Source organism: Pantoea sp. Fr+CA_20, from assembly GCF_024520835.1.
GTDB classification, from domain to species: Bacteria; Pseudomonadota; Gammaproteobacteria; order Enterobacterales; family Enterobacteriaceae; genus Pantoea; species Pantoea allii.
The window spans coordinates 22,167-47,222 of sequence record NZ_JALNPN010000012.1 but is presented as its reverse complement, the minus strand read 5'-3'; the positions used below and the strand labels follow the sequence as shown (position 1 = coordinate 47,222).

Here is a 25,056-nt window from a genome sequence, read left to right as displayed (position 1 = left end):
GTTTTGCCAGTGCGTCATAAGAGAAAGGCATTAAAACAGGTCGATATCCGCGACAGACGGGAAGATCCAGTCGGGGCGGAAAGGCATAGCATCGATATCGGTAAGGGTAGAAACCCCTGAAAGCACCAGAATCGTTTCCAGACCGGCCTGAAAACCGGCCAGGATATCGGTGCGAAGATTATCGCCCACGATGACCGTTTCCTCTGAATGGGCCTGCATCTTGTTCAGCGCGGCACGCATAATATAGGGGCTGGGTTTCCCGACATAAAACGGCCTGCGACCGGAGATTTTCTCAATACCGGCACAAAGTGCGCCGCAGGCTGGCACGAAGCCCCGGGCATGGGTATCCGGGTTCGTTGCGATGAAACGCGCACCGTTTGCCACGAAGAAGGCCGCCTTATGCATCATATCCCAGTTAAATGAGCGGGTTTCACCGACAATCACGAAGTCCGGGTTGACATCAGTGATGGTAAAACCGGCTTTATACAGCTCGTGTACCAGCGCGCCCTCGCCAATCACATAGGCTTTTTTGCCTTCCTGCCGACGCAGAAAGTCAGCGGTAGCCATGGCGGAGGTGTAAAACACCGAATCCGGTATTTCAATGCCTGCCGAGGAAAACCGGTTCGCTAAATCGCGCGCCGTCTGTGAAGGATAATTAGTCAGCACCACCAATGGCATATCTTTCGCCAGAATGCGCTGCAAAAACTCCTGCGCGCCGGGTACCGCCGTATTGTCGTGCATCAGCACGCCATCAATGTCACAAATTACATTTTTAATCGTCATAAATGGGTTCCGATGCGCGCAGCCATGCGTCAGGCTGCGCTTAGTCTTCCAAAAGATGTTGCAGCAGAATGCCGTTTAACATCGCCCGTTTTGCCAGGGCAAATGCGCCGATGGCGGAGCGATGATCAAGTTGAGAACGCACCACAGGCAGATTTTTACGAAAGGCTGCCAGTGCCTGCGTATTAATGCAACTTTCAATGGCCGGCAGCAACACGCGTTCAGCTTCAGTAATTTCGCCGGCCAACACAATTTTTTGCGGATTAAACAGGTTAATGGCAATGGCAATGGCTTTACCCAGATAGCGACCGACATGCTCAATGACCTCACTTGCCAGCGCATCGCCCTGATTAGCCGCCTGACAGATTTGTGGCATCTGGCAGGCGTCCTGCGTCAGTACACTGGGATAACCTTTATTCAGCAACTCTCTGACGCGGTGTTCGATGGCACCGTTAGCCGCGAGGGTTTCGAGACAGCCAAAGTTACCGCAATGACAGCGCTCGCCCAGCGGATCGACCTGAATATGACCGATTTCACCGACGTTGCCATTACTGCCCAGAAAAATCTGTCCATTGGCAATAATCCCCGCACCGGTTCCCCGATGCAGCCGCACTAATATCGAGTCGGCGCAGTCACGCGTTGCCCCAAAATAGTGCTCAGCCAACGCCAGGCTGCGGATATCATGCCCAACAAAGCTGGTAACGTTAAAGCGGTTTTTCAGGTTTGCCACCAGGGGCCACTGATCCACATTAATGTGCGGCATATAGCGAATAACGCCATTAAGGGGATCGACAAGGCCTGGCAGGATCACTGAAATGGCGATCAGCTCACGAATTTTGGCTTCGCTCTGCTGAATAAAATGCGCGATGGCCTCGAACAGCGCCAGCTCCAGCGTTTCCTGCGTGGTTTGCGGCAGGGGATAATCCTGCTGAGCCAGTGATTTACCGCTCAGATCGAACAGCGTTAAGGTCGCATCGTTGCGGCCAAGGCGCACACCAATGGTATGGAAGTGACGGGTTTCAGTGACGATGGAAATGGCGCGGCGACCGCCGGTGGATGCCTGTTGCTCCACCTCTTTGATCAGGCCGCGCTCAATAAGCTGGCGAGTGATTTTCGTCACGCTGGCGGGAGCGAGTTGGCTGAGATCCGCAATCTGAATGCGTGAAATCGGTCCCTGTTGATCGATTAACCGATAGACGGCTGCGCTGTTCAGTTGCTTGACAAGATCGACATTTCCAATTTGTGTCTGGCCGCCAGTGGTCATTCAGTGCTTACTCGCTCAGGACGTTATCTCCATTGACTAACGTCTTTATAATTTTAAAGTCGCGTGTAAAGACGGTCAGGTTGGCGATTTTTCCTGCCTGAAGGGAGCCTGACTGCTTTTCTACGCCCATTGCCCGTGCCGGATAAAGCGAGGCCATACGCAGCGCTTCATCCAGTGGAATGCCGGCATGCTCAACGCTGTTTTGCACGGCTTCGATCATGGTCAATGCTGAACCGCTTAGCGTGCCATGCTCATCAACGCATAATCCACCACGATAATATATTGTTTTACCAGCAAAAATAAATTTATCGATTGCGGCACCTGCGGGGGCAGTGGCATCGGTCACCAGAACCAGCTTGTCACCCTTGATGCGCTTGGCATTACGAACGTTAGCGTAATGGACATGTAAACCGTCTGCAATAATGCCGCAGTATACATCAGGCGCATCAAACAGCGCACCGATAAGGCCGGGTTCACGTCCTGCAAAGGTCGGCATAGCATTATAAAGGTGCGTGGCAAAGCGAATACCGGCAGCAAAACCCGCCTTGGCTTCTTCAAAGGTAGCATTGGAATGGCCCGCTGAAACCACAATGCCGGCTTCGCTGAGTTGACGAATCACGGCGCTTCCGACAACTTCCGGTGCCAGCGTAACCTTACTAATCACGTCAGCATTGTCACACAGGAAATCCACCATCCGCGGATCTGGCTTACGGATGAGCGCAGGATTGTGCGTTCCCTTTTTGACCACATTCAGCCAGGGACCTTCCAGATGTAATCCCAGCAGATGGTGGGGATATTTCTGCAAAAAGGCGCGCATGGTTTCCACGGCGCGCACCATCAGTTCATCACTGCTGGTAATCAGCGTCGGCAGAAAACTGGTGCAGCCGGACTTAACGTTGGCCCGGTGCATGGTTTCCAGCGTTTCCACGCTAATGGCATCGATGTCGTCATTAAACTGCACGCCTCCGCAGCCGTTGAGCTGCAGATCAATAAAGCCGGGCGCGATAATTGCGCCTCCGACATCCTGCTGTTCAATGCCTGGCGGCAACGCTGCCAGGGGGCAAACGCGCTCAATTTTGCCGTCAGCGATGACCACGGCATGATTATCAAAAATGTCATCGCCGCTATAGATACGGCCGTTCACTAATGCGTACATCTTATTCTCCCGGCTTGCCTGCCGTTAATGCGTCTAACCGCAGGTGGCGTAATGACTGTATTAAACGCCCTGCATATTTTCCGCTTCCATTTCACGGAAGTATTTCACCGTTTTGACTTTCAACTCCATGGTGGCGGGTTCATCACAGACCACCACGGATTTAGCATGAAGCTGGAGACAGCTGATCGTCCACATGTGGTTGACATTACCTTCCACGGCTGCCTGCAGCGCCTGGGCTTTAACATGACCCGTGACCAGGATCATCACTTCTTCGGCATCCAGCAGCGTGCCAACGCCTACGGTAAGCGCGTACTTTGGCACCTGATCCACATCACCGTTGAAAAAGCGCGAATTTGCTACGCGCGTATCGTGAGTCAGGGTTTTGATTCGGGTCCGGGAAGACAGAGAGGAGGCCGGTTCATTGAACGCAATATGTCCATCATTGCCAACGCCACCCATAAACAGGTGAATTTTACCCAGTGTCCGAATTTTATCTTCGTAACGGCGACATTCTGCGTCAATATCTGGCGCATTACCATTCAGCAGGTTGATATTTTCTGGTTGTATATCAACGTGGTCAAAGAAATTACGGTACATAAAACTGTGGTAGCTTTCCGGGTGCTCTTTAGGCAAGCCAACGTACTCATCCATATTGAAGGTCACGACGTGTCTAAAGCTAACCTGGCCCGATTTGTGCATGTCAATCAGGTGTTTATAGGCTTCAAGTGGGGTTCCGCCGGTTGGCAATCCCAGGATAAAAGGCTTGTCAGCGCTCGGATTAAACGCATTAATACGATTCACAATATGGCGCGCTGCCCATTTGCCGACCTGCGTGGGTGTGGATAAAGGAATCAGTCTCATGTTGCACCTCGAATGTGAGTTAATGATCTGACGCGCAGTAAACATGTGGGTGAAGCCTAAAATGCAGGCTCAAAGGCAGAGGAATCAGCGCGTCTTGATATTTCGCATCATAAAATAAGTCGGTCTTTAAAGCCAGTAAGAACGTCCTTAAAAATCGATTTTTGGTGATAATTGTCACAGATAGCAGCTATTAATTTGTGAAGCGAATTAAATTATTATTACACTCTACAGCATTGAGTGTAATGCCGTCAGAGGCTTGCTGCTGACATAACAACATTAAGCGGCAGCAAAGCTATAAAGTCAGTTTAAAGGGGGATGGGTCAATGTTAAGTTACTTACAACGAGTGGGGCGGGCGCTAATGGTGCCGGTCGCCACTTTGCCTGCTGCAGCAATATTGATGGGGATCGGCTACTGGATAGATCCGGACAGTTGGGGGGCGGGCAATGCCTTTGCCGCACTGCTGATCAAGTCCGGTGGTGCGATTATCGAAAACATGTCGGTCCTGTTCGCGATTGGCGTGGCGTATGGCATGTCAAAAGACAAAGACGGCGCGGCCGCGCTCACTGGCTTTGTCGGCTTCCTGGTGGTCACCACGCTGTGTTCACCTGCTGCTGTGGCGATGATCCAGAAAATACCGGTGGCTGAGGTACCGCCTGCCTTCGGTAAAATCAGTAACCAGTTTGTCGGTATTCTGGTCGGGGTGCTGTCGGCGGAAGTGTATAACCGCTTTAGCCATGTTGAACTGCCGAAAGCGTTCTCGTTCTTCAGTGGTCGTCGCCTGGTGCCTATCCTTGTGTCTTTCCTTATGATCCTGGTGGCGTTCATCCTGATGTATATCTGGCCATTAATTTTTAATGGTCTGGTCAATTTTGGTGAGCACATTCAGAAGCTGGGATCGGTGGGTGCGGGAGTTTACGCCTTCTTTAACCGCCTGTTAATTCCGGTTGGCTTACACCATGCGCTGAACTCCGTTTTCTGGTTTGACGTGGCAGGGATTAACGATATTCCTAAGTTCCTCGGCGGCGCTCAGTCGCTGGCGAATGGTACGGCAATACCTGGGATCACCGGCCGTTATCAGGCAGGTTTCTTCCCAATCATGATGTTCGGTTTGCCTGGTGCCGCGCTGGCGATTTACCACTGCGCGCGTCCTGAAAATCGGGTGAAAGTCGGGAGTATCATGCTGGCTGCGGCCTTCGCCTCGTTTTTCACCGGTATTACCGAGCCGCTGGAATTCTCCTTTATGTTCGTTGCACCCGTGCTGTATGTGATTCATGCCGTGCTGACAGGCATTTCCGTGTTTATTGCGGCTAGCATGCACTGGATTGCGGGCTTTGGCTTCAGCGCGGGGCTGGTGGATTTGGTGCTGTCTACCCGGAACCCACTGGCAACCCACTGGTACATGCTGATTCCGCAAGGTCTGGTGTTCTTCGTCATCTATTACGTTGTGTTCCGTTTCACCATCAAAAAATTCAATCTGATGACGCCTGGCCGCGAGCTGGCGGTTGCCGGGGATGAAACCGATGGTTATGACGTGAATGTCGACACCACCGATAATGGCGAAAGTGCGACCGAATCGCTGGCGCGTCGTTATATCGGTGCAGTGGGCGGTTCAGAAAACTTAACCGCTATTGATGCCTGTATTACTCGTTTGCGCCTGAATGTGAAGGATGCCAGCCAGGTCAATGAAGGCGTGGCAAAACGCCTTGGCGCATCAGGTGTAATCCGCCTGAACAAACAGAGTGTCCAGATTATCGTGGGTACGCAGGCGGAAAGCATTGCCATGGCCATGAAAAAAGTGCTGGTGAAAGGTCCGGTCGCGGCAGCAGCTGCCAGTAGCGCCAGCGCGCCAGCAGCGACCAGCGACGTCAAACCGCAGGCCGTACTGAACAGCGAAAAACGCGTTATCGCGACTTTAGTGGCGCCCGTGAGCGGCGAAGTCGTGTTGTTGGATGCGGTACCGGATGACGCCTTCGCCAGCAAAGCGGTCGGCGACGGTGTAGCGATCAAACCGAGCGATAAGCGCGTCGTTGCCCCGATTGCGGGCACGGTGGTGAAAATCTTCAACACAAACCACGCTTTCTGTCTGGAAAGCGAAAACGGCGTAGAAATCGTGGTGCACATGGGGCTGGATACCGTTGCGCTCGGCGGTAAGGGCTTTACCCGTTTAGTGGAAGAGGGCGCTCAGGTGACGGCAGGCCAGCCGGTACTGGAGATGGATCTTGATTACCTTAATGCGAATGCCCGCTCGATGATCAGTCCGGTGGTGGTCAGTAATATCGAAGACTTCTCGGGTTTGACGCTGTTGACCCAAGGCGAGGTCGTAGCAGGCGAAACGCCGCTGTATGAAATAAAAGGCTAATTCGCTGTATCCACAACAAAAGGCAGGAAGCGATTCCTGCCTTTTTTATTTTAAACGCCCAACAAACGGTTGTTTCTCTGCAACGCTTTGTGGATCATACCCGGATATTACGTGGTATAAACCACCCATTCTACGCGTTGAGGATTTTGAGATGAGTGAGGCTGAAGCCCGCCCAACTAACTTTATTCGTCAGATTATTGACGAGGATCTGGCAAGCGGGAAGCACAGCACTGTGCACACCCGTTTCCCGCCAGAGCCAAATGGTTATCTGCACATCGGTCATGCTAAATCAATCTGCCTGAATTTTGGAATTGCTCAAGATTATCAAGGTGAGTGCAATCTGCGTTTTGACGATACCAATCCGGTTAAAGAGGATATGGAATTTGTTGAATCCATCAAGCGCGACGTGCAGTGGTTGGGTTTTACATGGAGCGGCGACGTTCGTTATTCATCTGACTATTTTGATCAGCTTTACCACTATGCGGTGGAACTGATTGGCAAAGGCCTGGCCTACGTAGATGAACTGACCCCGGAAGAAATCCGTGAATACCGTGGCACCTTAACCGCACCGGGCAAAAACAGCCCTTACCGCGATCGCAGCGTGGAAGAAAACCTCGCCCTGTTTGAAAAGATGCGCAACGGTGAATTTGCAGAAGGCAAAGCCTGTCTGCGTGCAAAGATCGACATGGCCTCAAGTTTTATCGTCATGCGCGATCCGGTGCTGTACCGCATTAAGTTTGCCGAACATCATCAAACCGGCAACAAGTGGTGCATCTACCCGATGTACGACTTTACCCACTGTATTTCCGATGCGCTGGAAGGCATTACGCATTCGCTATGTACGCTGGAATTCCAGGATAACCGCCGCCTGTATGACTGGGTGCTCGATAACATCACGATTCCGGTTCATCCGCGTCAGTACGAATTTTCGCGTCTGAATCTGGAATATGCCGTGATGTCAAAACGCAAACTCACGCAACTGGTCAGTGAAAAGCATGTGGAAGGCTGGGACGATCCGCGTATGCTAACGGTGTCCGGCCTGCGTCGTCGTGGTTATACCGCAGCTTCGATTCGTGAATTTTGTCGCCGTATTGGCATCACCAAGCAGGACAACATTGTTGAAATGGCCTCGCTGGAATCCTGTATCCGCGACGATCTCAACGAAAATGCACCACGTGCGATGGCGGTGTTGGAGCCGGTGAAGCTGGTGCTGGAAAACCTGCCTGCGGGTCATAACGAAGTGCTCAGCATGCCTAACCATCCGAACAAACCTGAAATGGGTACACGTGAAGTGCCATTCAGCCGTGAGATTTGGATCGATCGGGCCGATTTCCGTGAAGAGGCGAACAAGCAATATAAACGCCTGGTTCTGGGGAAAGAGGTTCGCCTGCGTAATGCCTACGTGATCCGTGCTGAGCGCATTGCAAAAGATGAAGAGGGCAACATTACCTGCATCTATTGCACCTGTGATGTGGATACGCTGAGTAAAGATCCGGCTGACGGCCGTAAAGTTAAAGGCGTTATCCATTGGGTTTCTGCTGAACATGCGCTGCCTGCAGAGTTTCGTCTCTACGATCGCCTGTTTAGCGTGCCCAATCCCGGTGCGGCAGACGATTTTCTGACCACAATCAATCCGGATTCGCTGGAAATCAAACAAGGTTTTGTTGAGCCAGGCCTGCGTGACGCGGCAGCCAGTGCACCTTACCAGTTCGAGCGTGAAGGCTATTTCTGTGCCGACAGCCTGTATTCCACGCCGGCGCAGTTAGTGTTTAACCGTACCGTCGGTTTACGCGATACCTGGACGAAAATCGGCGAATAACCGACGCGTCATTTTCATCACTGGATAATCAAAAGGGCGACTTATCGCCCTTTTTTGTTATGGATATTTTTTTTAACGCCGACATTTCTTCTGCGCACCTCAACAGCCATTAATTTTATTTTTGTGGAACCGCTCTCAGTTTAATTTTTTTAATAAATTTCCAGATGTTAATTCTTTTTTTTCAGGTACGCTAACCCTCTGAAGTCTCAGTTTGTGGGTTTAAAAGGAAAAATGACGGTTTTCGCACAGGAAGCTAAACACAGCGTTGTCGTGTTACATCAGCTTATTGAACATATTTTTAATCATCGTCATGCCAGTGGCGACAGCTTTCATCTGCTGCTCTCTCACTTTCATCCTGACTTTCGCATGGTCACGCCCCAGGGAAAGCAGCTGAATCTGAATGAGGTCGAAGATTTGTTTCGTCGATTGCAGGGGGCAAGGGAGGGGATGCGCATCGCGACCAGCGAACACGTGATTCTTTCAGAGCACGCCAACGAAGTGACGATTCAGTACCGTGAATTGCAAATGATGAACGGAGAAAACAAAAGCCGTATTTCGCTGGCGATTCTGGATTGCACCACCTCTGTTCCTCGCTGGCGCTATCTGCAGGAAACGCTGGTGGTCTGACTGACAGGCATAAAAAAGCCGATGCAAGCATCGGCTTTTTTACTTCAAAACGGAAAGAGGTTATTTGTCGTGCAGTGTTTCGTCTTCACGGCAGTCGCCCAGTGCACAGTGACCGTACAGGTACAGGCTGTGGTTGGTGAGCTTAATACCGTGACGCGTCGCGATCTCACGCTGACGCGTCTCAATAGATTCATCACTAAACTCAATCACTTTACCGCAATCCAGGCAGATCAAGTGATCGTGATGGTGCTGCTGTGTCAGCTCAAACACCGATTTACCGCCTTCAAAGTTATGGCGGGTTACGATGCCTGCATCATCGAACTGGTTAAGGACACGGTAAACCGTGGCCAGTCCGATCTCTTCGCCCATGTCGAGCAGGCGTTTATACAGATCTTCCGCGCTGACGTGATGGCATGCAGGTTCCTGAAGCACTTCCAGAATTTTAAGTCTGGGCAATGTGACTTTCAGGCCAGCCTTCTTTAATGCGGTATTGTTGTCAGTCATGCGGATATTGTCCTGTTACTTTAGTCACTCTTGTGGCACGTAGCCTGTATGTCGATCGACCGCCATTCTCATTTGCGTCTCATTATAGAACTGATGCGCTGAAATGAAAACCGATGCTCCTGCGGTGCGCCAGCGGCGATGTTCGCTGCACATGGCATGGAGAGCGGATGCTGGCATTTCGCGTTTTGTCATCTCAGTTCCAGGGAAATAAGCAGATGATCGATGCGGGTATTCTACAGATTAAATGGGGAAAGTTACAAAAATGTAGCTATTATTTTTATAGGAAAAGACATTCGCCCAGTGTGAACCTGCGTCCACACTGAGCTCAGCGCGATCAGGCTTCAATAATTTCTTTCAGCTGCAGCTCATCAAAAATCTGCTTCACCCATTTCTCAACGCGTTCGTTGGTCAGCTCTGGCTGACGATCTTCGTCAATGGCCAGGCCAAGGAAATGGTTATCGTCTGCCAGACCTTTTGAGGCTTCGAAATGGTAGCCCTCGGTCGGCCAGTGACCCACGATGATGGCACCGTTAGGTTCGATAATGTCACGAATGGTGCCCATGGCGTCACAGAAGTATTCTGCGTAGTCTTCCTGATCGCCACAGCCAAACAGTGCAACCAGCTTACCGTTGAAGTCGATCTCTTCCAGAGTAGGGAAGAAGTCATCCCAGTCGCACTGTGCTTCGCCATAGTACCAGGTGGGAATGCCCAGCAGCAGGATGTCAAAGGCTTCTAAGTCTTCTTTAGTGCTTTTCGCGATGTCGTGAACTTCTGCAACGTCTTTACCCAGTTGTTTCTGGATCATTTTTGCAATGTTTTCGGTGTTACCGGTATCGCTGCCAAAGAAGATGCCTACGATTGCCATGGGTAAAATAACCTCTTAAATCCTGATGATAGAATGAATGCCGAAGCCTATTCAGCAAATAATAGCAGACCGGGCAAACGGGCGGAACGTGTAAAGCCGCGACATTTGTTTCTGTGTGCGGTTTACGCGCGTTAGTCCAGTTTGAGCTGTGCCAACAGCATTTGTTCAATTAATTCGCTGCGGCTGAGATTACGCTGTTCAGCCAGCATGTTCAGCGCTTCCACCGCATCGCTGTTCATTTTGAGTTCGACACGGCGAAGCCCGCGCCCTTTGTCACGTTTCAGTTGATTGCGTTTGTTGATACGCAGTTGTTCATCGCGCGTGAGCGGACTGGTTTTGGGGCGACCAGGGCGACGCTCGTTAGCGAACAGATCGAGCGTAGTGCGGTCAGTGTGTTCTTTTGCCATGACTTAATACAACTGAATGGGCGCGAACGAGGCGTTTCCGCTGCGCAGATTAAATTATTGACTCTTCCCGCGGGTAAGTTGCCCCACGGCAAAAATTTAGCGCGCCATCATACTCCAGGCTAACCACGGACGCCAATCTTAAACTTTTACAGCCAGTTAAGCCGTTTTAAAGTGCAAAAAAGCGTCGAATACTGCGTAAAACCGCATCCGGTTTTTCAGCGTGCACCCAATGCCCGGCACCGCCGATAACATGCGCATGGGCGGAGGGAAACTGCCGGAGTATCGCATCACGGTACTGGTTATCCAGATAGGGCGAATCGCCACCGCGAATAAACAGCGCAGGATGGGGCCAGGCCGGCACGTCTTGCCAGCCGGCGATCAACGCATAGTTGTCCCACAATACTGGCACATTAAAACGCCATTCGCCGTTGCTGAAGGATTTCAGGATGAACTGAATCACGCCGTCTTCATGGATGTGCGTACGCATGACCTCTGCGGCTTCACTGCGCAAAGTGACGCCCGCCGCCGTGACCGCACGGATAGCAGCAAAGATCTCATCGTGCCGACGTGTCTGGTAGTCAACCGGGGCGATATCGATCATCACCATCTGTTCTATGCGATCCGGTGCCAGTGCGCTCATCGCCATGGCAATTTTACCGCCCATGGAGTGACCGATGACTGATACCTGAGCGATCCCCTGCGCATCCAGTGTGTCCAGCATATCCTGCGCCATGACAGTGTAGTTCATCTCGTCAGCGCGCGGCGATAACCCATGATTACGCACATCAACCTGAATCAAGGGGCGATCGTCTTTAAGCCCACGGGCCAGTATGCCAAGGTTATCGAGACTGCCAAACAGACCGTGAATAAGCAGGACAGGCGTGGAATCAGCAGGAGATTGTTCAGTTTGCAGACGGGCATTCAAAATCATAGCAAAGTTCTTAAGTGTGAGACCTGAGCTTAGGTTATCATGGTTTCACCTTTTCAGGCGCGCTGCTTCCAGCGGCATTAGGACATATTCTGACTTTTGCCCATAAACCGTTTGAATGCTATCAGCCTGTCTGAATTTAACTTTATAATCTTCATGTTAGAACCTGCCCCCTTTCTGAAATGCCTGCGAGCACGTCGGGATTTTCAGAAAATCGCTGGTTCTGTCGTGAGCAAAAAAACCGTACGGAATAAGATGAAAACGATCGAAGTTGACGAAGAGCTCTACCGTTATATTGCCAGCCACACGCAACATATTGGCGAAAGTGCATCCGATATTCTGCGCCGTATGCTGAAGTTCACGGCCGGTCAGTCAGCGACTGTGACTGACGCGCAGCCTGTTGCCGCATCGGCACCCTCAAAAGCGGCACAGTCGGCGGGTAATGAATCGCGTCCCCAGGATCGTGTGCGTGCGGTGCGTGAATTACTGCTTTCTGATGAATATGCTGAGCAGAAGCGGGCGGTTAATCGCTTTATGCTAATCTTGTCAACGCTCTATCGTCTGGATACGGCGGCGTTTGCCGAGGCGACAACGTCGCTGCAGGGCCGCACGCGCATCTATTTCGCGGGCGATGAACACACGCTGCTACAAGGCGGTACCCATACTAAGCCGAAGCACGTACCCGGCACGCCGTACTGGGTCATCACCAATACCAATACCGGTCGTAAACGCAGCATGGTCGAACACATCATGCTGTCGATGCAGTTCCCTTCGGAACTGACAGAGAAAGTTTGCGGCACCATTTAAACTGAAGCGTCAGGGAGAAGCGCCAATGGCCAATCACCCCCGTGCCGGGCAGCCTGCCCAGCAGAGCGATTTGATTAACGTTGCACAATTAACTTCACAATATTATGTCCTGCAGCCCGATGTGGCGAACCTAGAACATGCGGTGAAATTTGGCACATCAGGCCATCGCGGTAGCGCAGGACGCCACAGCTTTAACGAAAAGCACATTCTGGCGATTGCCCAGGCGATTGCGGAAGAGCGAAGCAAGAACGGGATCACCGGTCCGTGCTACGTAGGCAAAGACACGCATGCGCTTTCTGAACCTGCGCTGCTGTCCGTGCTGGAAGTGCTGGCCGCAAACGGCGTGGACGTGATTGTTCAGCAGGACAATGGCTACACGCCAACGCCGGCGATTTCAAACGCCATCCTTGAGCACAACAAATCGGGTGGTCAGCTCGCGGATGGTATTGTCATTACGCCGTCGCACAATCCCCCCGAAGATGGCGGGATTAAATACAATCCGCCGAACGGTGGACCTGCCGATACCAACGTCACCAAAGTGGTCGAAGACCGCGCCAATCAGCTGTTGAAAGACGGCTTAAAAGACGTCAAACGTCTGCCGCTGGACCAGGCCTGGGCCAGCGGTCGTGTGGTCGAGAAAGATTTGATCCAGCCTTACGTTGAAGGGCTTTCACAGATCATTGATTTTCCCGCCATTCAAAAAGCGGGCCTGAAAATTGGCGTCGATCCGCTTGGTGGTTCCGGAATTGCCTACTGGCAGCGTATTGCGGAGCACTACAAACTTGACCTGACGTTGGTGAATGACGCAGTTGACCAGACTTTCCGCTTCATGCATCTGGACAAAGATGGCGTGGTGCGCATGGACTGCTCGTCCGAATGTGCCATGGCGGGCCTGCTGGCGTACAAAGACAAGTTCGATCTGGCCTTTGGTAACGATCCGGATTACGACCGCCACGGTATCGTCACGCCTGCCGGGCTGATGAATCCGAACCATTATCTGGCGGTGGCGATCAACTATCTGTTCCAGCATCGTCCACAGTGGGGCAAAGACGTTGCCGTGGGTAAAACCCTGGTATCCAGTGCCATGATTGACCGCGTGGTTAACGACATCGGCCGCAAGCTGGTGGAAGTGCCGGTTGGCTTTAAGTGGTTTGTCGATGGCCTGTTTGACGGCAGTTTTGGCTTTGGTGGCGAAGAGAGCGCGGGCGCATCCTTCCTGCGCTTTGACGGTACGCCATGGTCAACTGACAAAGACGGCATCATCATGTGCCTGCTGGCAGCGGAAATTACGGCCGTTACCGGCAAGAACCCGCAGCAGCACTATGATGAACTGGCCGCACGCTTTGGTGCACCAAGCTATAACCGTCTGCAGGCATCCGCCAGCTCGGCGCAGAAAGCGGCGCTGTCTAAGCTGTCACCTGAAATGGTCAGTGCGGATACGTTAGCGGGCGATCCGATTACCGCGCGCCTGACCGCTGCGCCAGGTAATGGCGCGTCTATCGGCGGATTGAAAGTCATGACGGAAAACGGCTGGTTTGCTGCCCGTCCATCGGGCACCGAAGATGCGTACAAAATCTATTGTGAAAGTTTCCTGGGCGCAGAGCACCGTGCACAGATCGAAAAAGAAGCGGTAGAGATTGTCAGCGAAGTGCTGAAAAATGCCTGATAAGCCAGTTAAATGAAAAAAGCGCCGCTGGCGCTTTTTTTTATGGCATAAAGCGGTAGCCGATGCCGGTTTCCGTTAACAGATGTACTGGCTGAGTAGGATTCGCCTCCAGTTTCTGTCGCAGGTGTCCCATATAGATGCGCAGGTAGTGGCTGTGCTCGACGGCGTTCGGCCCCCAGACCTGGCTTAACAGCTGACGCTGGGTCAACACTTTACCCGCGTTGTTCAGCAGGGTCGTCAGCAAGCGAAACTCTATAGGGGTGAGATGAACTTCCTCTCCGCCGCGCAGCACTCTGCGCGCCGCAATATCCACGGTGACATCGGCGAAGCTGACTTTAGGATCGGCATGTTGCCCGGCGTGGCGACGCAAAGCAACGCGCACCCGTGCCAGCAGTTCACCAATGCCAAAGGGTTTCGTCAGGTAATCATCAGCGCCTGCGTCCAGCGCATCGATCTTATCCTGCTCGTCGATTCGGGCCGACAGAACAATCACGGGCAGCGCGCTCCACTGGCGTAGTTCGCCAATAAAGGTTTTGCCGTCGCCGTCAGGCAGCCCGAGATCGAGAATGACCAGATCGGGTTTTCGCGTCGCTGCCTCGATCAGCCCGCGCTGCAGCGTCTCGGCATCGAAAACCTTCAGGCCTTCACTTTCCAGCGCGATGCGCACGAAGCGGCGAATTTCTTTCTCATCTTCAATGATTAAAACCGTGGTCACACCAAGCCTGCCATTGCCTGAAAAGGGAAAACACACTGTACCAACTTTTCAGTCGTTCGTCCGTGTTGCCATAAACCTGCCTCAAAGATCATCGCTACAACCGTTATTTAACCAAAATGTAACTAATTTTCAAATTGCCGAAAGAAGAACAAAAAAAGCTCAAATATAGTGGTCAGATGAGTAGTAAAATTACACAATCAGGCGTAATATTAGACGCAGATCACATTTAACCCCGATTTCGCGCCAGGAGGAATCCATGTACCGGACCTATTCACGCCATAAAATCATTTTGCGCCGTACGCTGGTTATCCTGTTGGGCCTGCTGGCACTGCCGGTCATGCTGTTTCGCCAGGATCGCGCACGTTTTTACAGCTATCTGCATCGTATGTGGTGTAAAACCAGCGCAAAACCGGTCTGGCTGGCGCAGTCTGAGGCCGCAGCCGGTATTTTTTGGTAAGCAGGCTGCGCTAACCGCATCCATCTGCTCACCGACAGGCCTGTTCTCTTGTTCGACTCGAAGGGAACGGGCTTTTTTTTAGGCGTTATCGCACTCTGCTTCATGGTGAAGGCTGATTTCCGTTATTTTTTGAGCTACACTTAAACCTCTACAAGTTTTCGGAGGTTGTACAAGTATGAGCGAAAAAATTCCGGTTGGAATCAGCGCTTGCTTGCTGGGTGAGAGCGTCAGATTTGATGGCGGCCACAAACGCCTGGCTTTCGCCACTGAGCAACTTACCCCATTCGTGCGTTTTGAACCTGTCTGCCCTGAAATGGCGATTGGCCTTCCTACGCCTCGTCCAGCGCTTCGCCTCGTTAAAACCGGCGATGATGACGATCTTCACCTGTGTTTTAGCAAAGAAGGCGGGGAAGATATCACCGATAAAATGCGCAACTGGTCCGAAAACCGGGTTAAATCTCTCCATCATCTTTGCGGCTACATTCTGTGTGCAAAATCACCCAGCTGCGGGATGGAACGCGTACGCATTTATGAACCGGCCACGAACAATAATCGCAAAGCGGGAACCGGCATTTTTACCGAATTTCTGCAACGTGAAATGCCCTGGTTGCCGCTTGAAGAAGATGGACGCCTGAACGATCCGGCGCTGCGCGAAAATTTTATTGGTCGCATCTGCGCGCTCCATGAGTTTTATCAGATGTGGAAAGCGGGCCTGACGCGCCACAGCCTGATTGCCTTTCACAGCCGCTACAAGCTGTTGCTGCTGGCCCATTCGCAAAAAAAATACCGTGAGCTGGGGCCCTTTGTCGCCTCAATGAACCAGTGGGAATCACTGGAGGCTTTTGCCTCTGAGTACCGCAACCGGCTGATGGATTTGATGTCTCAGCCCGCCTCTCGCACTAACCACACCAATGTTTTGATGCACGTTCAGGGATATTTCCGTAGTCAGTTAAGCTCGCCTCAGCGTAAAGAGCTGACGTCGCTGATTGACTGCTACCGCCAGGGAACGCAACCCCTGTTAGCGCCCATCACCATCCTCAAACACTACATGGCGGAATACCCACATCCGTGGCTGACGCAGCAGCGTTACTTCGATCCATATCCCGAAGCCCTGCGCCTGCGATATGGACAATGATTCAGGAGCATTATGACCACCCATTTAGTCTGGCTGCGAAACGATCTGCGCATTAACGATAATCTGGCACTGCACGCGGCCTGCAATCAACCGGATGCCAACGTGATTGCGCTGTTTATCGCAACGCCGGGACAGTGGCAACAACATGAGATGGCGCCCCGACAGGCCGCTTTCATTCACCAGAATCTGTGCATACTTCAGTCTTCCCTGGCGGAGCGGGGCATTCCGCTGCATTTTCATCAGTGTGATGATTTTGCGGCCAGCATCGGGTTCCTGGTCGAATTCTGCCAAAAGCAGCAGGTTGATCGGCTGTTTTATAACTATCAGTACGAAGTTAACGAACGTGAGCGGGACGCCAGGGCTGAAAAACGGCTGCATGAAGTGGACGTGGTTTGTCAGGGCTTTGATGACAGCGTACTGCTGTCGCCGGGGAGTATTCAAACCGGTGATGGCGAGATGTACAAAGTGTTTACGCCGTTCAGCCGCGCCTTTCTCCGTCGGTTACAGCAGGGGCTACCTGAGTGCGTACCCGCCCCTAAAGCCCGCGCAGGTGCGCCGCTTAGCGGACAAGGAAGTATCCCGCCTTTCGATTATCCCCACGCCGATATTGACGCGTCGCTGTTTCCGCCCGGTGAACAGGCGGCGATTAAGCGATTGCGTGAGTTCGCCAAAAAAGCGGTTCTCGATTATTCAGTGCAGCGCGATCTGCCTGCGCTGGACAGTACCAGTCGTCTGTCGGGCTATCTCGCTGTCGGCGTGCTCTCGCCACGGCAATGCCTGCATCGTATCCTCCATGAACAGCCGAAAGCACTGGATAACAGCCCGGCTACCGTATGGATCAATGAACTGATATGGCGTGAGTTCTATCGCCATCTCATCGTGGCGCACCCGCGTTTGTGTAAACATCAGCCCTTTGTCCACTGGACGCGCAATGTGGAGTGGCAACACAACAGTGCGCATTTCGAGGCCTGGAAAGCGGGTAAAACCGGTTATCCCATCGTGGATGCGGCCATGCGCCAGATGCATACGCTTGGCTGGATGCATAACCGACTGCGTATGATTACGGCCAGTTTTCTGGTTAAAGATCTGCTTATCGACTGGCGGGAAGGCGAGCGTTACTTTATGCAACAATTGATAGACGGTGATTTGGCCGCCAACAATGGCGGCTGGCAGTGGGCGGCCTCAACCGGAACGGATGCTGCACCCTATTTCCGCATTTTCAATCCGACCACCCAGGGCGAGCGCTTTGATAAAGCGGGTGAGTTTATCCGCCGCTATCTGCCTGAGCTGAGCGCGGTCCCTGATAGTGATATTCATCAGCCGCATCAATGGGCGCAGAAAAATAACAAGACACTCGATTATCCAGCGCCAATCGTGGAACATAAAGACGCACGTAAAAAGACACTCGACGCCTTTGAGCGCGCGAAGAACGCGGCCTGAGGCGGCAAGGAGCAGAAATGAATCATCATGAGTTAGAAAACATCGTCAACCAGCAGCTGGACACCCACAGCTTCAGCGATTACGCGCCAAACGGCCTTCAGGTAGAAGGGCGCGCCGAGGTAAAAACGGTGATTACCGGCGTCACCGCCTGCCAGGCGTTACTGGATGAAGCCGTGGCCCGTCATGCCGATGCGGTGCTGGTGCATCACGGTTATTTCTGGAAAAACGAGCCTGCGGTTATTAAAGGGATGAAGCGCCAACGGCTGCGTACCCTGTTGACTAACGATATTAATCTCTATGGCTGGCACTTACCGCTGGATGCGCACCCTCAACTGGGTAATAACGCGCAGCTGGCTAAACTGCTGGACATCAAGGTGATGGGCGAGATCATGCCGCTGGTGCCCTGGGGCGAATTTACCCAGCCAGTGACAGGTCAGCAACTGGCCCAGCGCATTACCGAGGTGCTGGGGCGTGAGCCGTTGCACTGCGGCGATAATGCGCCTGCTGAAATCCGCCGTGTGGCCTGGTGCAGTGGTGGCGGTCAAGGGTTTATCGACAGTGCGGCTGCCTTTGGGGTGGATGCTTTTATTACGGGTGAAGTGTCTGAGCAAACCATTCACAGCGCACGCGAGCAGGGCCTGCACTTTTTCGCCGCCGGTCATCATGCGACCGAACGGTGCGGCATCCAGGCACTGGGTGAGTGGCTGGCGACAGAGCATGGCCTTGATGTGACCTTTATTGATATCCCTAATCCTGCCTGATCCTGTGGGTTCTGTATAACGCGACAGAACCCAAATCTGTTGACACATCTCTGTCACTTTCGCATAACTACCTTCTTCAGGCCGCAACACCAGGGCCTGCTTTTGGACGCCAGCATGATGCCTGAGCGCAATCATTCAGTTTACCGGGAGGTGCGTGTTGCAAAAAACACGATGCTATATGCTGGGCGAACGTGCGGTGGTGCTGGAACTGGCACCGCCGGTTTCACTGGAAAGCCAGCAGCGAATATGGCACCTGAGCCACCGCGTGCAGTCACATGATGCGATACGGGACGTGATTCCCGGTATGAACAATCTCACCTTGCTGCTGCACGATGCGCCCGCTGATGCGCAGCAGGCGATCGAACAGCTCAACGACTGGTGGCAGGAAAGTGAGGCACAGGTCATCGAGTCCCGTGTAATGCAGATACCGGTTATCTACGGCGGTGAGGTGGGGCCAGACCTGACGCTGGTGGCGGAAAACGCCGGCATGTCAGTAACACAGGTGGTGGAGTTGCACAGCAGTCGCGATTACGACGTTTTTTTTATTGGTTTCCAGCCAGGATTTCCCTATCTGGCCGGGCTTGATCCTCGTCTGCACATGCCACGCCGTGCGGAACCCCGCGTTGTCGTCCCTGCCGGTTCGGTAGGGATTGGCGGGAGTCAAACGGGGGTTTATCCGTTAGCTTCGCCCGGCGGCTGGCAGCTCATTGGTCAAACCCAGCTGGCGCTCTTCACGCCACAGCAGCAGCCACCCACGTTGCTGCATCCGGGTGATAAAGTCCGTTTTGTTCCGCAAAAGGAAGGCATATGTTAACAATTCTTCGGGCGGGGCTGGCAACCAGTATTCAGGATTTCGGCCGCAATGACTGGCGGCAATACGGTATCGGCGTGAGTGGCGTTCTGGATCAGCCCGCCATGATCACGGCAAATTTACTGGTCGGTAATCCACCGGGCAGCGCTGTGCTGGAAATTGTCCTGGGTCAGTTCAAAGCAGAATTCAGACGTAATGGCTGGTTCGCCTTAACGGGGGCCGGCTGTCAGGCCGAACTGGATGGCAAGCCCGTCTGGACCGGTTGGCGGCTGCCGGTCAAAAAAGGTCAGGTGCTGGTGCTAAAGAAACCGGTCCACGGGATGCGCAGTTATCTGGCAATACAGGGCGGGTTCGATGTGCCGGACGTGCTGGGTTCATGCAGCACGGATTTGAAAGCCGGATTTGGCGGTTTTCAGGGGCGCACCTTGCAGGATGGCGATCGTCTTCCTTTAGGCCAGCCGGGGCAGCCTTTCACCCATAAAAAAGGTGTAAAGCAGTTGCTGTGGGGCAACCGCATTCGCGCGCTGCCGGGGCCGGAATATCACGAATTCAGTGAAGAGGCCCAGCAAAAGCTGTGGCGAGCGGCATGGACACTCAATCCACAAAGTAACCGCATGGGCTACCGCTTGCAGGGGCCTGCCTTGCAACGTGAAACCTCACGCGAGCTGTTATCCCATGGCCTGGTGCCGGGCGTCATTCAGGTGCCGGGTAGCGGGCAACCTATCGTATTGCTGGCCGATGCACAAACGACCGGCGGCTATCCGCGCATTGCCTGCATTATAGAGAGCGATCTCTACCATCTGGCGCAGATCCGTCTGGGGGAACCGATCCATTTTGTGCCCTGTACGCCACAGGAGGCGCGGGTAGCAAAACGGCAACAGCAGCACGCACTGGATCAAATAGCATGGGGACTGGCTAATGAAAATTGACTTAAACGCCGATCTGGGCGAGGGCGGCGACAGCGATCGTGCGCTGTTGCAACTGGTGAGCTCCGCCAATATCGCCTGTGGGTTTCACGCGGGCGATGCACAGACAATGCTGCAATCCGTGCGCTGGGCCAGCGCATTTGGTGTGGCGATTGGCGCACATCCCAGCTTTCCTGACCGTGAGAATTTTGGCCGCAGCGCCATGCAACTGCCGCCCGAAACCGTTTACGCCCAAATTATCTACCAGGTGGGCGCGCTGAAAAGCCTGGCGGAGAGCGAAGGGCAATCGCTGGTCCATGTAAAGCCCCATGGAATGTTGTACAACCAGGCTGCCGCCGATGCCGTGCTTGCGGACGCCATTGCCCGCGCCGTTAAGGCCGTCGATGCCGGACTGATTGTCGTGGGGCTGGCGAACAGCGAATCCATTCGGGCGGCGGCCCACTACGGCCTGAAAACCCGCGAAGAAGTGTTTGCCGATCGCGGTTATCTCAGTAGCGGTGCCCTGGTGCCACGGGGTCAACCTGGCGCGCTAATTGAAGAGGAAGCGCAGGCTATCGACCAGACCCTGGCGATGGTGCAGCAGGGGCGGGTAAAAAGCCTGAGTGGTGAGTGGGTTGCGGTCAATGCTCAAACCGTCTGTGTGCACGGTGATGGGGAACATGCACTGCAGTTTGCGCAACGATTACGTGCCAGCTTCGCCAATAACAATATTGCTGTAACCAGTCAATAAAGCGGCACAGCCGGGCTGATAAGCTCAGGCTTTTTTTCATATCTTACGAGGGGAAAATATGGATAGCGTAGTGAATCTCTGGCCACTCCTGGGCATTGCTGCCATCGTAGTCGGCTTCGTTTTGCGCTTTAATCCGGTGCTGGTGGTGATCGTCGCGGGCTTTGTCACCGGACTTGCCGCCATGATGCCGCTGGGCGATATTCTGCAAAAACTGGGTGAAGGTTTTCTGAATACCCGCAATCTGCCGCTTATCCTGCTGTTGCCACTGGCGGTGATCGGCTTACTGGAACGCCATGGTTTGAAACAGCGTGCCCAGACGTGGATTGCTCAGATTAAAACCGCGACGGCGGGGCGACTGCTTATCGTCTATCTGTTTGTGCGCGAAATAACCGCGGCACTGGGGCTGACCAGCCTCGGTGGGCATCCGCAAATGGTGCGGCCATTGCTGGCCCCGATGGCCGAAGGTGCCAGCGAAAGCCGGTACGGCGCACTGTCTCCTGAGATACGCCACCGCCTGCGTGCCATGTCTGCCGCAACGGATAACGTCGGTTTATTCTTTGGCGAGGACATCTTTGTCGCTTTCGGTGCCATCATCTTCATGCACAATTTTATGCAGGAATCCGCCGGTATTCAGACCGAGCCGCTGCATATCGCCTTATGGGGCATTCCGACGGCTGTCGCTGCCTTTTTGATTCACTCTGCGCGTCTGTTAAGGCTGGATCGTCAACTGGCACGTGAACTGAGCGCTATTAACAGTCAGACCAGCAAAGCCAAAGGAGCTCGCTAATGTTCCAGCAACTGTATTTGATGTGGCTGGCCGGCGTTATCTTGCTGGTGGTGGCCTTGTTGTCCTGGCGCGACAGCGCGAACCCGCGCCGTTTTACTACTGGACTGTTTTGGGGACTGTACGGCCTGATTTTTCTGGTGGGTGACTGGACCACGCGCTGGATGTCACAGCTTATGGGGTCAACAGAGAGCGGTACGCGTACCCTGCATATTACCGTCGGCGTTGCGGTCGTGCTGATGGGGTTGATTGCCGGATGTGGGGGCGTAAAACTCGGGCGCTATCATCAGCGCAGCGAAGAGGAAAAGCAGGCCAGCGCACAACGTCTCAAAAATAAACTCTTTCTGCCCGCCTTAGCGATTCCTGTCGTAACGGTTATTGGTGTCCTGGCCTTTAATAATATTCCCGGTTTACAGAGCGGGTTATTTGGACCAGGCAACCACTCTACGCTGGTCACGCTGTTTTCCATGACGGTGGGCTGCCTGCTGGGTTGGCTGATTGCCATGAAACTGACTCATGAAAAGCCGGTGCAGTCGATGCAGGAAACCCGACGCCTGCTGGATTGTGTGGGCTGGGCCTTTCTTTTACCGCAAATCCTGGCCACGCTGGGGCTGTTATTTACTGCTGCAGGTGTCGGCGGTGCCATTTCCCATATTACCGAACAGTATCTGGCGGTGGACAACCGCTTCATTGCGGTAACCGTTTACGCGGTCGGTATGGCGCTGCTGACAATGATCATGGGGAACGCCTTTGCTGCCTTCCCGATTATTACGGCGGGCATCGGTATTCCCATTCTGGTGCTGCAGCATGGTGGTAATCCGGCGGTGATGGCGGCAATCGGCATGTTTTCAGGCTACTGCGGTACGCTAATGACCCCGATGGCGGCCAACTTTAATATCGTGCCCGCCGCGCTGCTGGAGTTGCCAGATCGTAATGCGGTTATCAAAGCTCAGGTCCCGACCGGTGTGCTACTGTTAATCGTTAACGTTTTTTTACTCTATTTCCTGATGTTTCTGTGAGGCAGCATGAAAACGGTATTAATGACGGCGTTTGAACCCTTTGGTGGCGAATCCATTAATCCATCATGGCAGGCGGTGAGTGCGCTGGAAGGCCAGCAGATTGCCGGTGCGCGTATTATCACGCGCCAGTTACCGGTCGTGTTCAGCGAGGTGCTGGACGTGTTGTATCAGGTGCTGGATGAGATTAAGCCGGATGCCATTATTTCCGTCGGACAGGCCGGTGGGCGCAGCGATATCACCGTCGAGCGCATTGGCATTAATGTTGATGACGCGCGCATCCCCGATAACGCGGGTCATCAACCCGTGGATGAGCCGATTGTACAGGATGGACCGGCTGCCTATTTCTCACGCCTGCCGATCAAAGCCATCGTGGCTGCTGTGCGCAAAGCCGGAATTCCGGCCTCGGTGTCGCAAACCGCCGGCACCTTCACCTGTAACCGGGTGATGTACGGTTTGCTGCACTGGCTGCACCAACACGGCAGTGCGGCACGGGCGGGATTTATCCATATTCCTTACCTGCCTGAGCAGGCAGCGCATCATCCAGGCCAACCCAGCATGGCCGCCGCAACCGTGATCGAGGCGCTGAAAATTGCTGTACGCACCACGCTGGAAACCACCCAGGATCTCAAGGAAGCGGGTGGCGCAACCCATTAAGAGGACGAGTGATGCCAGAAGGACCGGAGATCCGCCGCGTGGCGGATCAGCTTGAAGTTGCCATTGTCGGTCAGCCTTTAACCGACGTCTGGTTTGCTTTTCCTGCGTTAAAAACCTACGAGCCAGCATTAGTGGGGGAGAAGGTGGCGTCAATTGAGACGCGCGGCAAAGCGCTGCTGACACACTTCAGCAACGGTCTGACGCTCTATTCTCACAACCAGCTTTACGGCGTCTGGCGCATTGTGCCGCCCGACGTGCAGCCAGAGACCCGGCGACAGTTACGCGTGCGTCTGGCAACAGCAGACCAGGCGATATTGTTGTACAGCGCCTCAGATATTGCGTTGCTGAATGCGGAAACGCTGGCCAGCCATCCGTTTCTCAATCGCATTGGGCCAGATGTGTTAAGCCACGCGCTGACGGTGGAGAACGTCACGCAGCGGCTGCTTTCAGCGCGGTTTCGTCGTCGCCAGTTTAGCGGCTTATTACTGGACCAGGCGTTTCTGGCTGGATTGGGTAACTATCTGCGTGCGGAAATCCTCTGGCTGGCACAGCTGCTGCCGCACCACAACGCGCAGTCACTGACCGGGTCACAGCTTGCTGCCTTCAGTGATGCGTTGCTCTCTGTGCCGCGTCATGCCTATCGTATGCGCGGGACAATGAAAAAGTATCACAGCGAAGCGGCCTTTCGCTTTGAGGTGTTCCACCGTCAGGGTAAGCGGTGTCGGCGCTGCGGTGAGACGATTGAAAAGGGAGTGTTATCCTCCCGACCGTTTTACTGGTGCCCGGGCTGTCAGATGTAAACGCCAGGCGGCTCTGACCGACAGCGTGGCAGCAAAACGATGGCTCAGGTTAATTCACAGGTTTCTGTTGCAGGACATCACGATGACGCCTGAAATTGTGACTGAACGACTGATATTAAAACCGCTGACGTTGCGGGACGCTGACGCGATGCAAGCGACGTTTCCCCGATGGGAAATCGTCCGCTACCTGATCGATTCGGTTCCCTGGCCTTATCCGGACGGGGCCGCCAGAGACTATATCGCCAATGTGGCCTTACCCGCCGTCGCTGCGGGAAAAGGCTGGTACTGGACGTTACGCCGCCGGGAAGAAGAACAGGTGATGATTGGGGCGATCTCCCTGATGGACACGCCGGACAATCATCGCGGCTTCTGGCTGGTACCGGAATGGCAGGGGCAGGGTTACATGACTGAGGCCAGCAATGCCGTTACTGATTTCTGGTTCAATGTGCTGCAAAAAACGGTACTGAGAACACCCAAAGCCGCGCCAAATCAACGTTCGGTCGCTATCTCGGTTAAAAGCGGTATGCGTTGTATCAGAACGGGAAAGCAACGCTATGTTTCAGGCGAACATGACTCCGAACTCTGGGAAGTGACGCGGGATGAGTGGCGCAAATTCAGAGCGGCTCAGGCTGGCGAAACAGCCGCGAAAAAGTAACATTGTGCCGTGATCAGACAGCATCTTTAGCGATAAGGTTAAACCTGTCCGTCCTCAACGGAACCTGCATCCTTCGGGCACAAAAAAACGGCTATGCCTTGTCAGCATAGCCGTTTTGTCGTTGA

At 53.6% G+C, this 25,056-nt stretch carries 26 protein-coding genes; 17 read left to right on the top strand and 9 right to left on the bottom strand.

The annotated features are described in order from the left end of the window. Window positions 1–30 precede the first annotated feature (30 nt). The 4 genes from NR177_RS14860 to nagB are packed head-to-tail and all read right to left on the bottom strand — an operon-like array spanning window position 31 to window position 4,061. Entirely contained in the window at window positions 31–783 is a 753-nt protein-coding gene (locus NR177_RS14860) for an HAD-IIA family hydrolase (RefSeq protein ID WP_063878762.1), read from the bottom strand. Window positions 784–823: 40 nt separating this feature from the next. Beyond that, the gene (locus NR177_RS14855; protein ID WP_063878763.1) at window positions 824–2,044 is read right to left on the bottom strand and encodes an N-acetylglucosamine repressor; all 1,221 of its coding nucleotides are present in this window, start codon (window positions 2,042–2,044) and stop codon (window positions 824–826) included. A 7-nt stretch (window positions 2,045–2,051) separates the two neighbouring features. Continuing rightward, window positions 2,052–3,200, bottom strand: a complete 1,149-nt coding sequence (gene nagA, locus NR177_RS14850; RefSeq protein WP_256853150.1) for an N-acetylglucosamine-6-phosphate deacetylase — start codon at window positions 3,198–3,200, stop codon at window positions 2,052–2,054. A 60-nt stretch (window positions 3,201–3,260) separates the two neighbouring features. Beyond that, window positions 3,261–4,061, bottom strand: a complete 801-nt coding sequence (gene nagB, locus NR177_RS14845; RefSeq protein WP_063878765.1) for a glucosamine-6-phosphate deaminase — start codon at window positions 4,059–4,061, stop codon at window positions 3,261–3,263. 323 nt (window positions 4,062–4,384) lie between these two features. Here nagB and nagE point away from each other — a divergent pair, with 323 nt between their 5' ends. The 3 genes from nagE (at window position 4,385) to NR177_RS14830 (ending at window position 8,867) form a co-directional block, all read left to right on the top strand. Next, window positions 4,385–6,421: an N-acetylglucosamine-specific PTS transporter subunit IIBC gene (nagE, locus tag NR177_RS14840; protein WP_256853149.1), complete on the top strand. Its 2,037-nt coding sequence runs from the start codon at window positions 4,385–4,387 to the stop codon at window positions 6,419–6,421. A 151-nt stretch (window positions 6,422–6,572) separates the two neighbouring features. Beyond that, window positions 6,573–8,240 (top strand): glutamine--tRNA ligase, encoded by a 1,668-nt coding sequence (glnS, locus tag NR177_RS14835; RefSeq protein WP_256853148.1) that lies wholly within the window; start codon window positions 6,573–6,575, stop codon window positions 8,238–8,240. 231 nt (window positions 8,241–8,471) lie between these two features. Further along, window positions 8,472–8,867, top strand: coding sequence for a hypothetical protein (locus NR177_RS14830; RefSeq protein WP_256853147.1), 396 nt, complete (start codon window positions 8,472–8,474; stop codon window positions 8,865–8,867). A gap of 60 nt (window positions 8,868–8,927) precedes the next feature. Here NR177_RS14830 and fur read toward each other — a convergent pair whose 3' ends face one another. From fur to ybfF, 4 genes are all read right to left on the bottom strand, one after another. Further along, on the bottom strand, window positions 8,928–9,371 hold the full coding sequence (gene fur, locus NR177_RS14825; protein WP_063878769.1) for a ferric iron uptake transcriptional regulator: 444 nt from the start codon (window positions 9,369–9,371) through the stop codon (window positions 8,928–8,930). 334 nt (window positions 9,372–9,705) lie between these two features. Continuing rightward, window positions 9,706–10,236 carry a flavodoxin FldA gene (gene fldA / locus NR177_RS14820; RefSeq protein WP_063878770.1) on the bottom strand — a complete coding sequence of 177 codons (531 nt, stop codon included), beginning with the start codon at window positions 10,234–10,236 and terminating at the stop codon, window positions 9,706–9,708. Window positions 10,237–10,367: 131 nt separating this feature from the next. After that, a complete protein-coding gene (gene ybfE / locus NR177_RS14815) occupies window positions 10,368–10,643 on the bottom strand; it encodes a LexA regulated protein (protein ID WP_063878771.1) in 276 nt (91 codons plus the stop codon). A gap of 166 nt (window positions 10,644–10,809) precedes the next feature. After that, on the bottom strand, window positions 10,810–11,574 hold the full coding sequence (gene ybfF, locus NR177_RS14810) for an esterase (protein WP_218995055.1): 765 nt from the start codon (window positions 11,572–11,574) through the stop codon (window positions 10,810–10,812). Window positions 11,575–11,826: 252 nt separating this feature from the next. Between ybfF and seqA the strand changes: the two genes are divergently transcribed. After that, window positions 11,827–12,378, top strand: coding sequence for a replication initiation negative regulator SeqA (gene seqA / locus NR177_RS14805; RefSeq protein ID WP_063881131.1), 552 nt, complete (start codon window positions 11,827–11,829; stop codon window positions 12,376–12,378). Window positions 12,379–12,403: 25 nt separating this feature from the next. Next, complete coding sequence (pgm, locus tag NR177_RS14800; protein WP_256853146.1) at window positions 12,404–14,044, top strand: phosphoglucomutase (alpha-D-glucose-1,6-bisphosphate-dependent); 1,641 nt, start codon at window positions 12,404–12,406, stop codon at window positions 14,042–14,044. A 40-nt stretch (window positions 14,045–14,084) separates the two neighbouring features. Here pgm and kdpE read toward each other — a convergent pair whose 3' ends face one another. Then, the gene (gene kdpE / locus NR177_RS14795; protein ID WP_063878774.1) at window positions 14,085–14,759 is read right to left on the bottom strand and encodes a two-component system response regulator KdpE; all 675 of its coding nucleotides are present in this window, start codon (window positions 14,757–14,759) and stop codon (window positions 14,085–14,087) included. A 256-nt stretch (window positions 14,760–15,015) separates the two neighbouring features. On the opposite strand from kdpE, the gene NR177_RS14790 reads away from it, so the two are divergent. The 12 genes from NR177_RS14790 to NR177_RS14735 all read left to right on the top strand — a co-directional run bounded on the left by NR177_RS14790 (window position 15,016) and on the right by NR177_RS14735 (window position 24,931). Continuing rightward, the gene (locus NR177_RS14790; RefSeq protein ID WP_063878775.1) at window positions 15,016–15,216 is read left to right on the top strand and encodes a DUF2517 family protein; all 201 of its coding nucleotides are present in this window, start codon (window positions 15,016–15,018) and stop codon (window positions 15,214–15,216) included. Between the two features lie 175 nt (window positions 15,217–15,391). Continuing rightward, window positions 15,392–16,351, top strand: a complete 960-nt coding sequence (locus tag NR177_RS14785) for a 2-thiouracil desulfurase family protein (protein WP_063878776.1) — start codon at window positions 15,392–15,394, stop codon at window positions 16,349–16,351. 12 nt (window positions 16,352–16,363) lie between these two features. After that, window positions 16,364–17,791, top strand: a complete 1,428-nt coding sequence (gene phrB, locus NR177_RS14780; RefSeq protein ID WP_256853145.1) for a deoxyribodipyrimidine photo-lyase — start codon at window positions 16,364–16,366, stop codon at window positions 17,789–17,791. 17 nt (window positions 17,792–17,808) lie between these two features. Further along, window positions 17,809–18,552 (top strand): type 2 GTP cyclohydrolase I, encoded by a 744-nt coding sequence (locus NR177_RS14775; protein ID WP_256853144.1) that lies wholly within the window; start codon window positions 17,809–17,811, stop codon window positions 18,550–18,552. Between the two features lie 157 nt (window positions 18,553–18,709). Further along, the gene (gene pxpB, locus NR177_RS14770; RefSeq protein WP_063881132.1) at window positions 18,710–19,366 is read left to right on the top strand and encodes a 5-oxoprolinase subunit PxpB; all 657 of its coding nucleotides are present in this window, start codon (window positions 18,710–18,712) and stop codon (window positions 19,364–19,366) included. Next, window positions 19,360–20,292, top strand: a complete 933-nt coding sequence (pxpC, locus tag NR177_RS14765) for a 5-oxoprolinase subunit PxpC (RefSeq protein ID WP_256853143.1) — start codon at window positions 19,360–19,362, stop codon at window positions 20,290–20,292. Before pxpB ends, pxpC begins: the two co-directional genes overlap by 7 nt. Further along, window positions 20,282–21,019: a 5-oxoprolinase subunit PxpA gene (pxpA, locus tag NR177_RS14760; RefSeq protein WP_063878780.1), complete on the top strand. Its 738-nt coding sequence runs from the start codon at window positions 20,282–20,284 to the stop codon at window positions 21,017–21,019. The genes pxpC and pxpA overlap by 11 nt, the downstream gene beginning before the upstream one ends. Before the next feature lie 58 nt (window positions 21,020–21,077). Further along, window positions 21,078–21,806: a DUF969 domain-containing protein gene (locus NR177_RS14755; RefSeq protein ID WP_063878781.1), complete on the top strand. Its 729-nt coding sequence runs from the start codon at window positions 21,078–21,080 to the stop codon at window positions 21,804–21,806. Next, window positions 21,806–22,822 carry a DUF979 domain-containing protein gene (locus NR177_RS14750; RefSeq protein WP_256853142.1) on the top strand — a complete coding sequence of 339 codons (1,017 nt, stop codon included), beginning with the start codon at window positions 21,806–21,808 and terminating at the stop codon, window positions 22,820–22,822. The genes NR177_RS14755 and NR177_RS14750 overlap by 1 nt, the downstream gene beginning before the upstream one ends. A 6-nt stretch (window positions 22,823–22,828) precedes the next feature. Next, window positions 22,829–23,476 carry a pyroglutamyl-peptidase I gene (gene pcp, locus NR177_RS14745; RefSeq protein WP_256853141.1) on the top strand — a complete coding sequence of 216 codons (648 nt, stop codon included), beginning with the start codon at window positions 22,829–22,831 and terminating at the stop codon, window positions 23,474–23,476. A gap of 11 nt (window positions 23,477–23,487) precedes the next feature. After that, the gene (nei, locus tag NR177_RS14740; RefSeq protein ID WP_096012125.1) at window positions 23,488–24,276 is read left to right on the top strand and encodes an endonuclease VIII; all 789 of its coding nucleotides are present in this window, start codon (window positions 23,488–23,490) and stop codon (window positions 24,274–24,276) included. An 82-nt stretch (window positions 24,277–24,358) separates the two neighbouring features. Further along, complete coding sequence (locus NR177_RS14735; protein ID WP_063878785.1) at window positions 24,359–24,931, top strand: GNAT family N-acetyltransferase; 573 nt, start codon at window positions 24,359–24,361, stop codon at window positions 24,929–24,931. The last annotated feature ends 125 nt before the right edge of the window (window positions 24,932–25,056 follow it).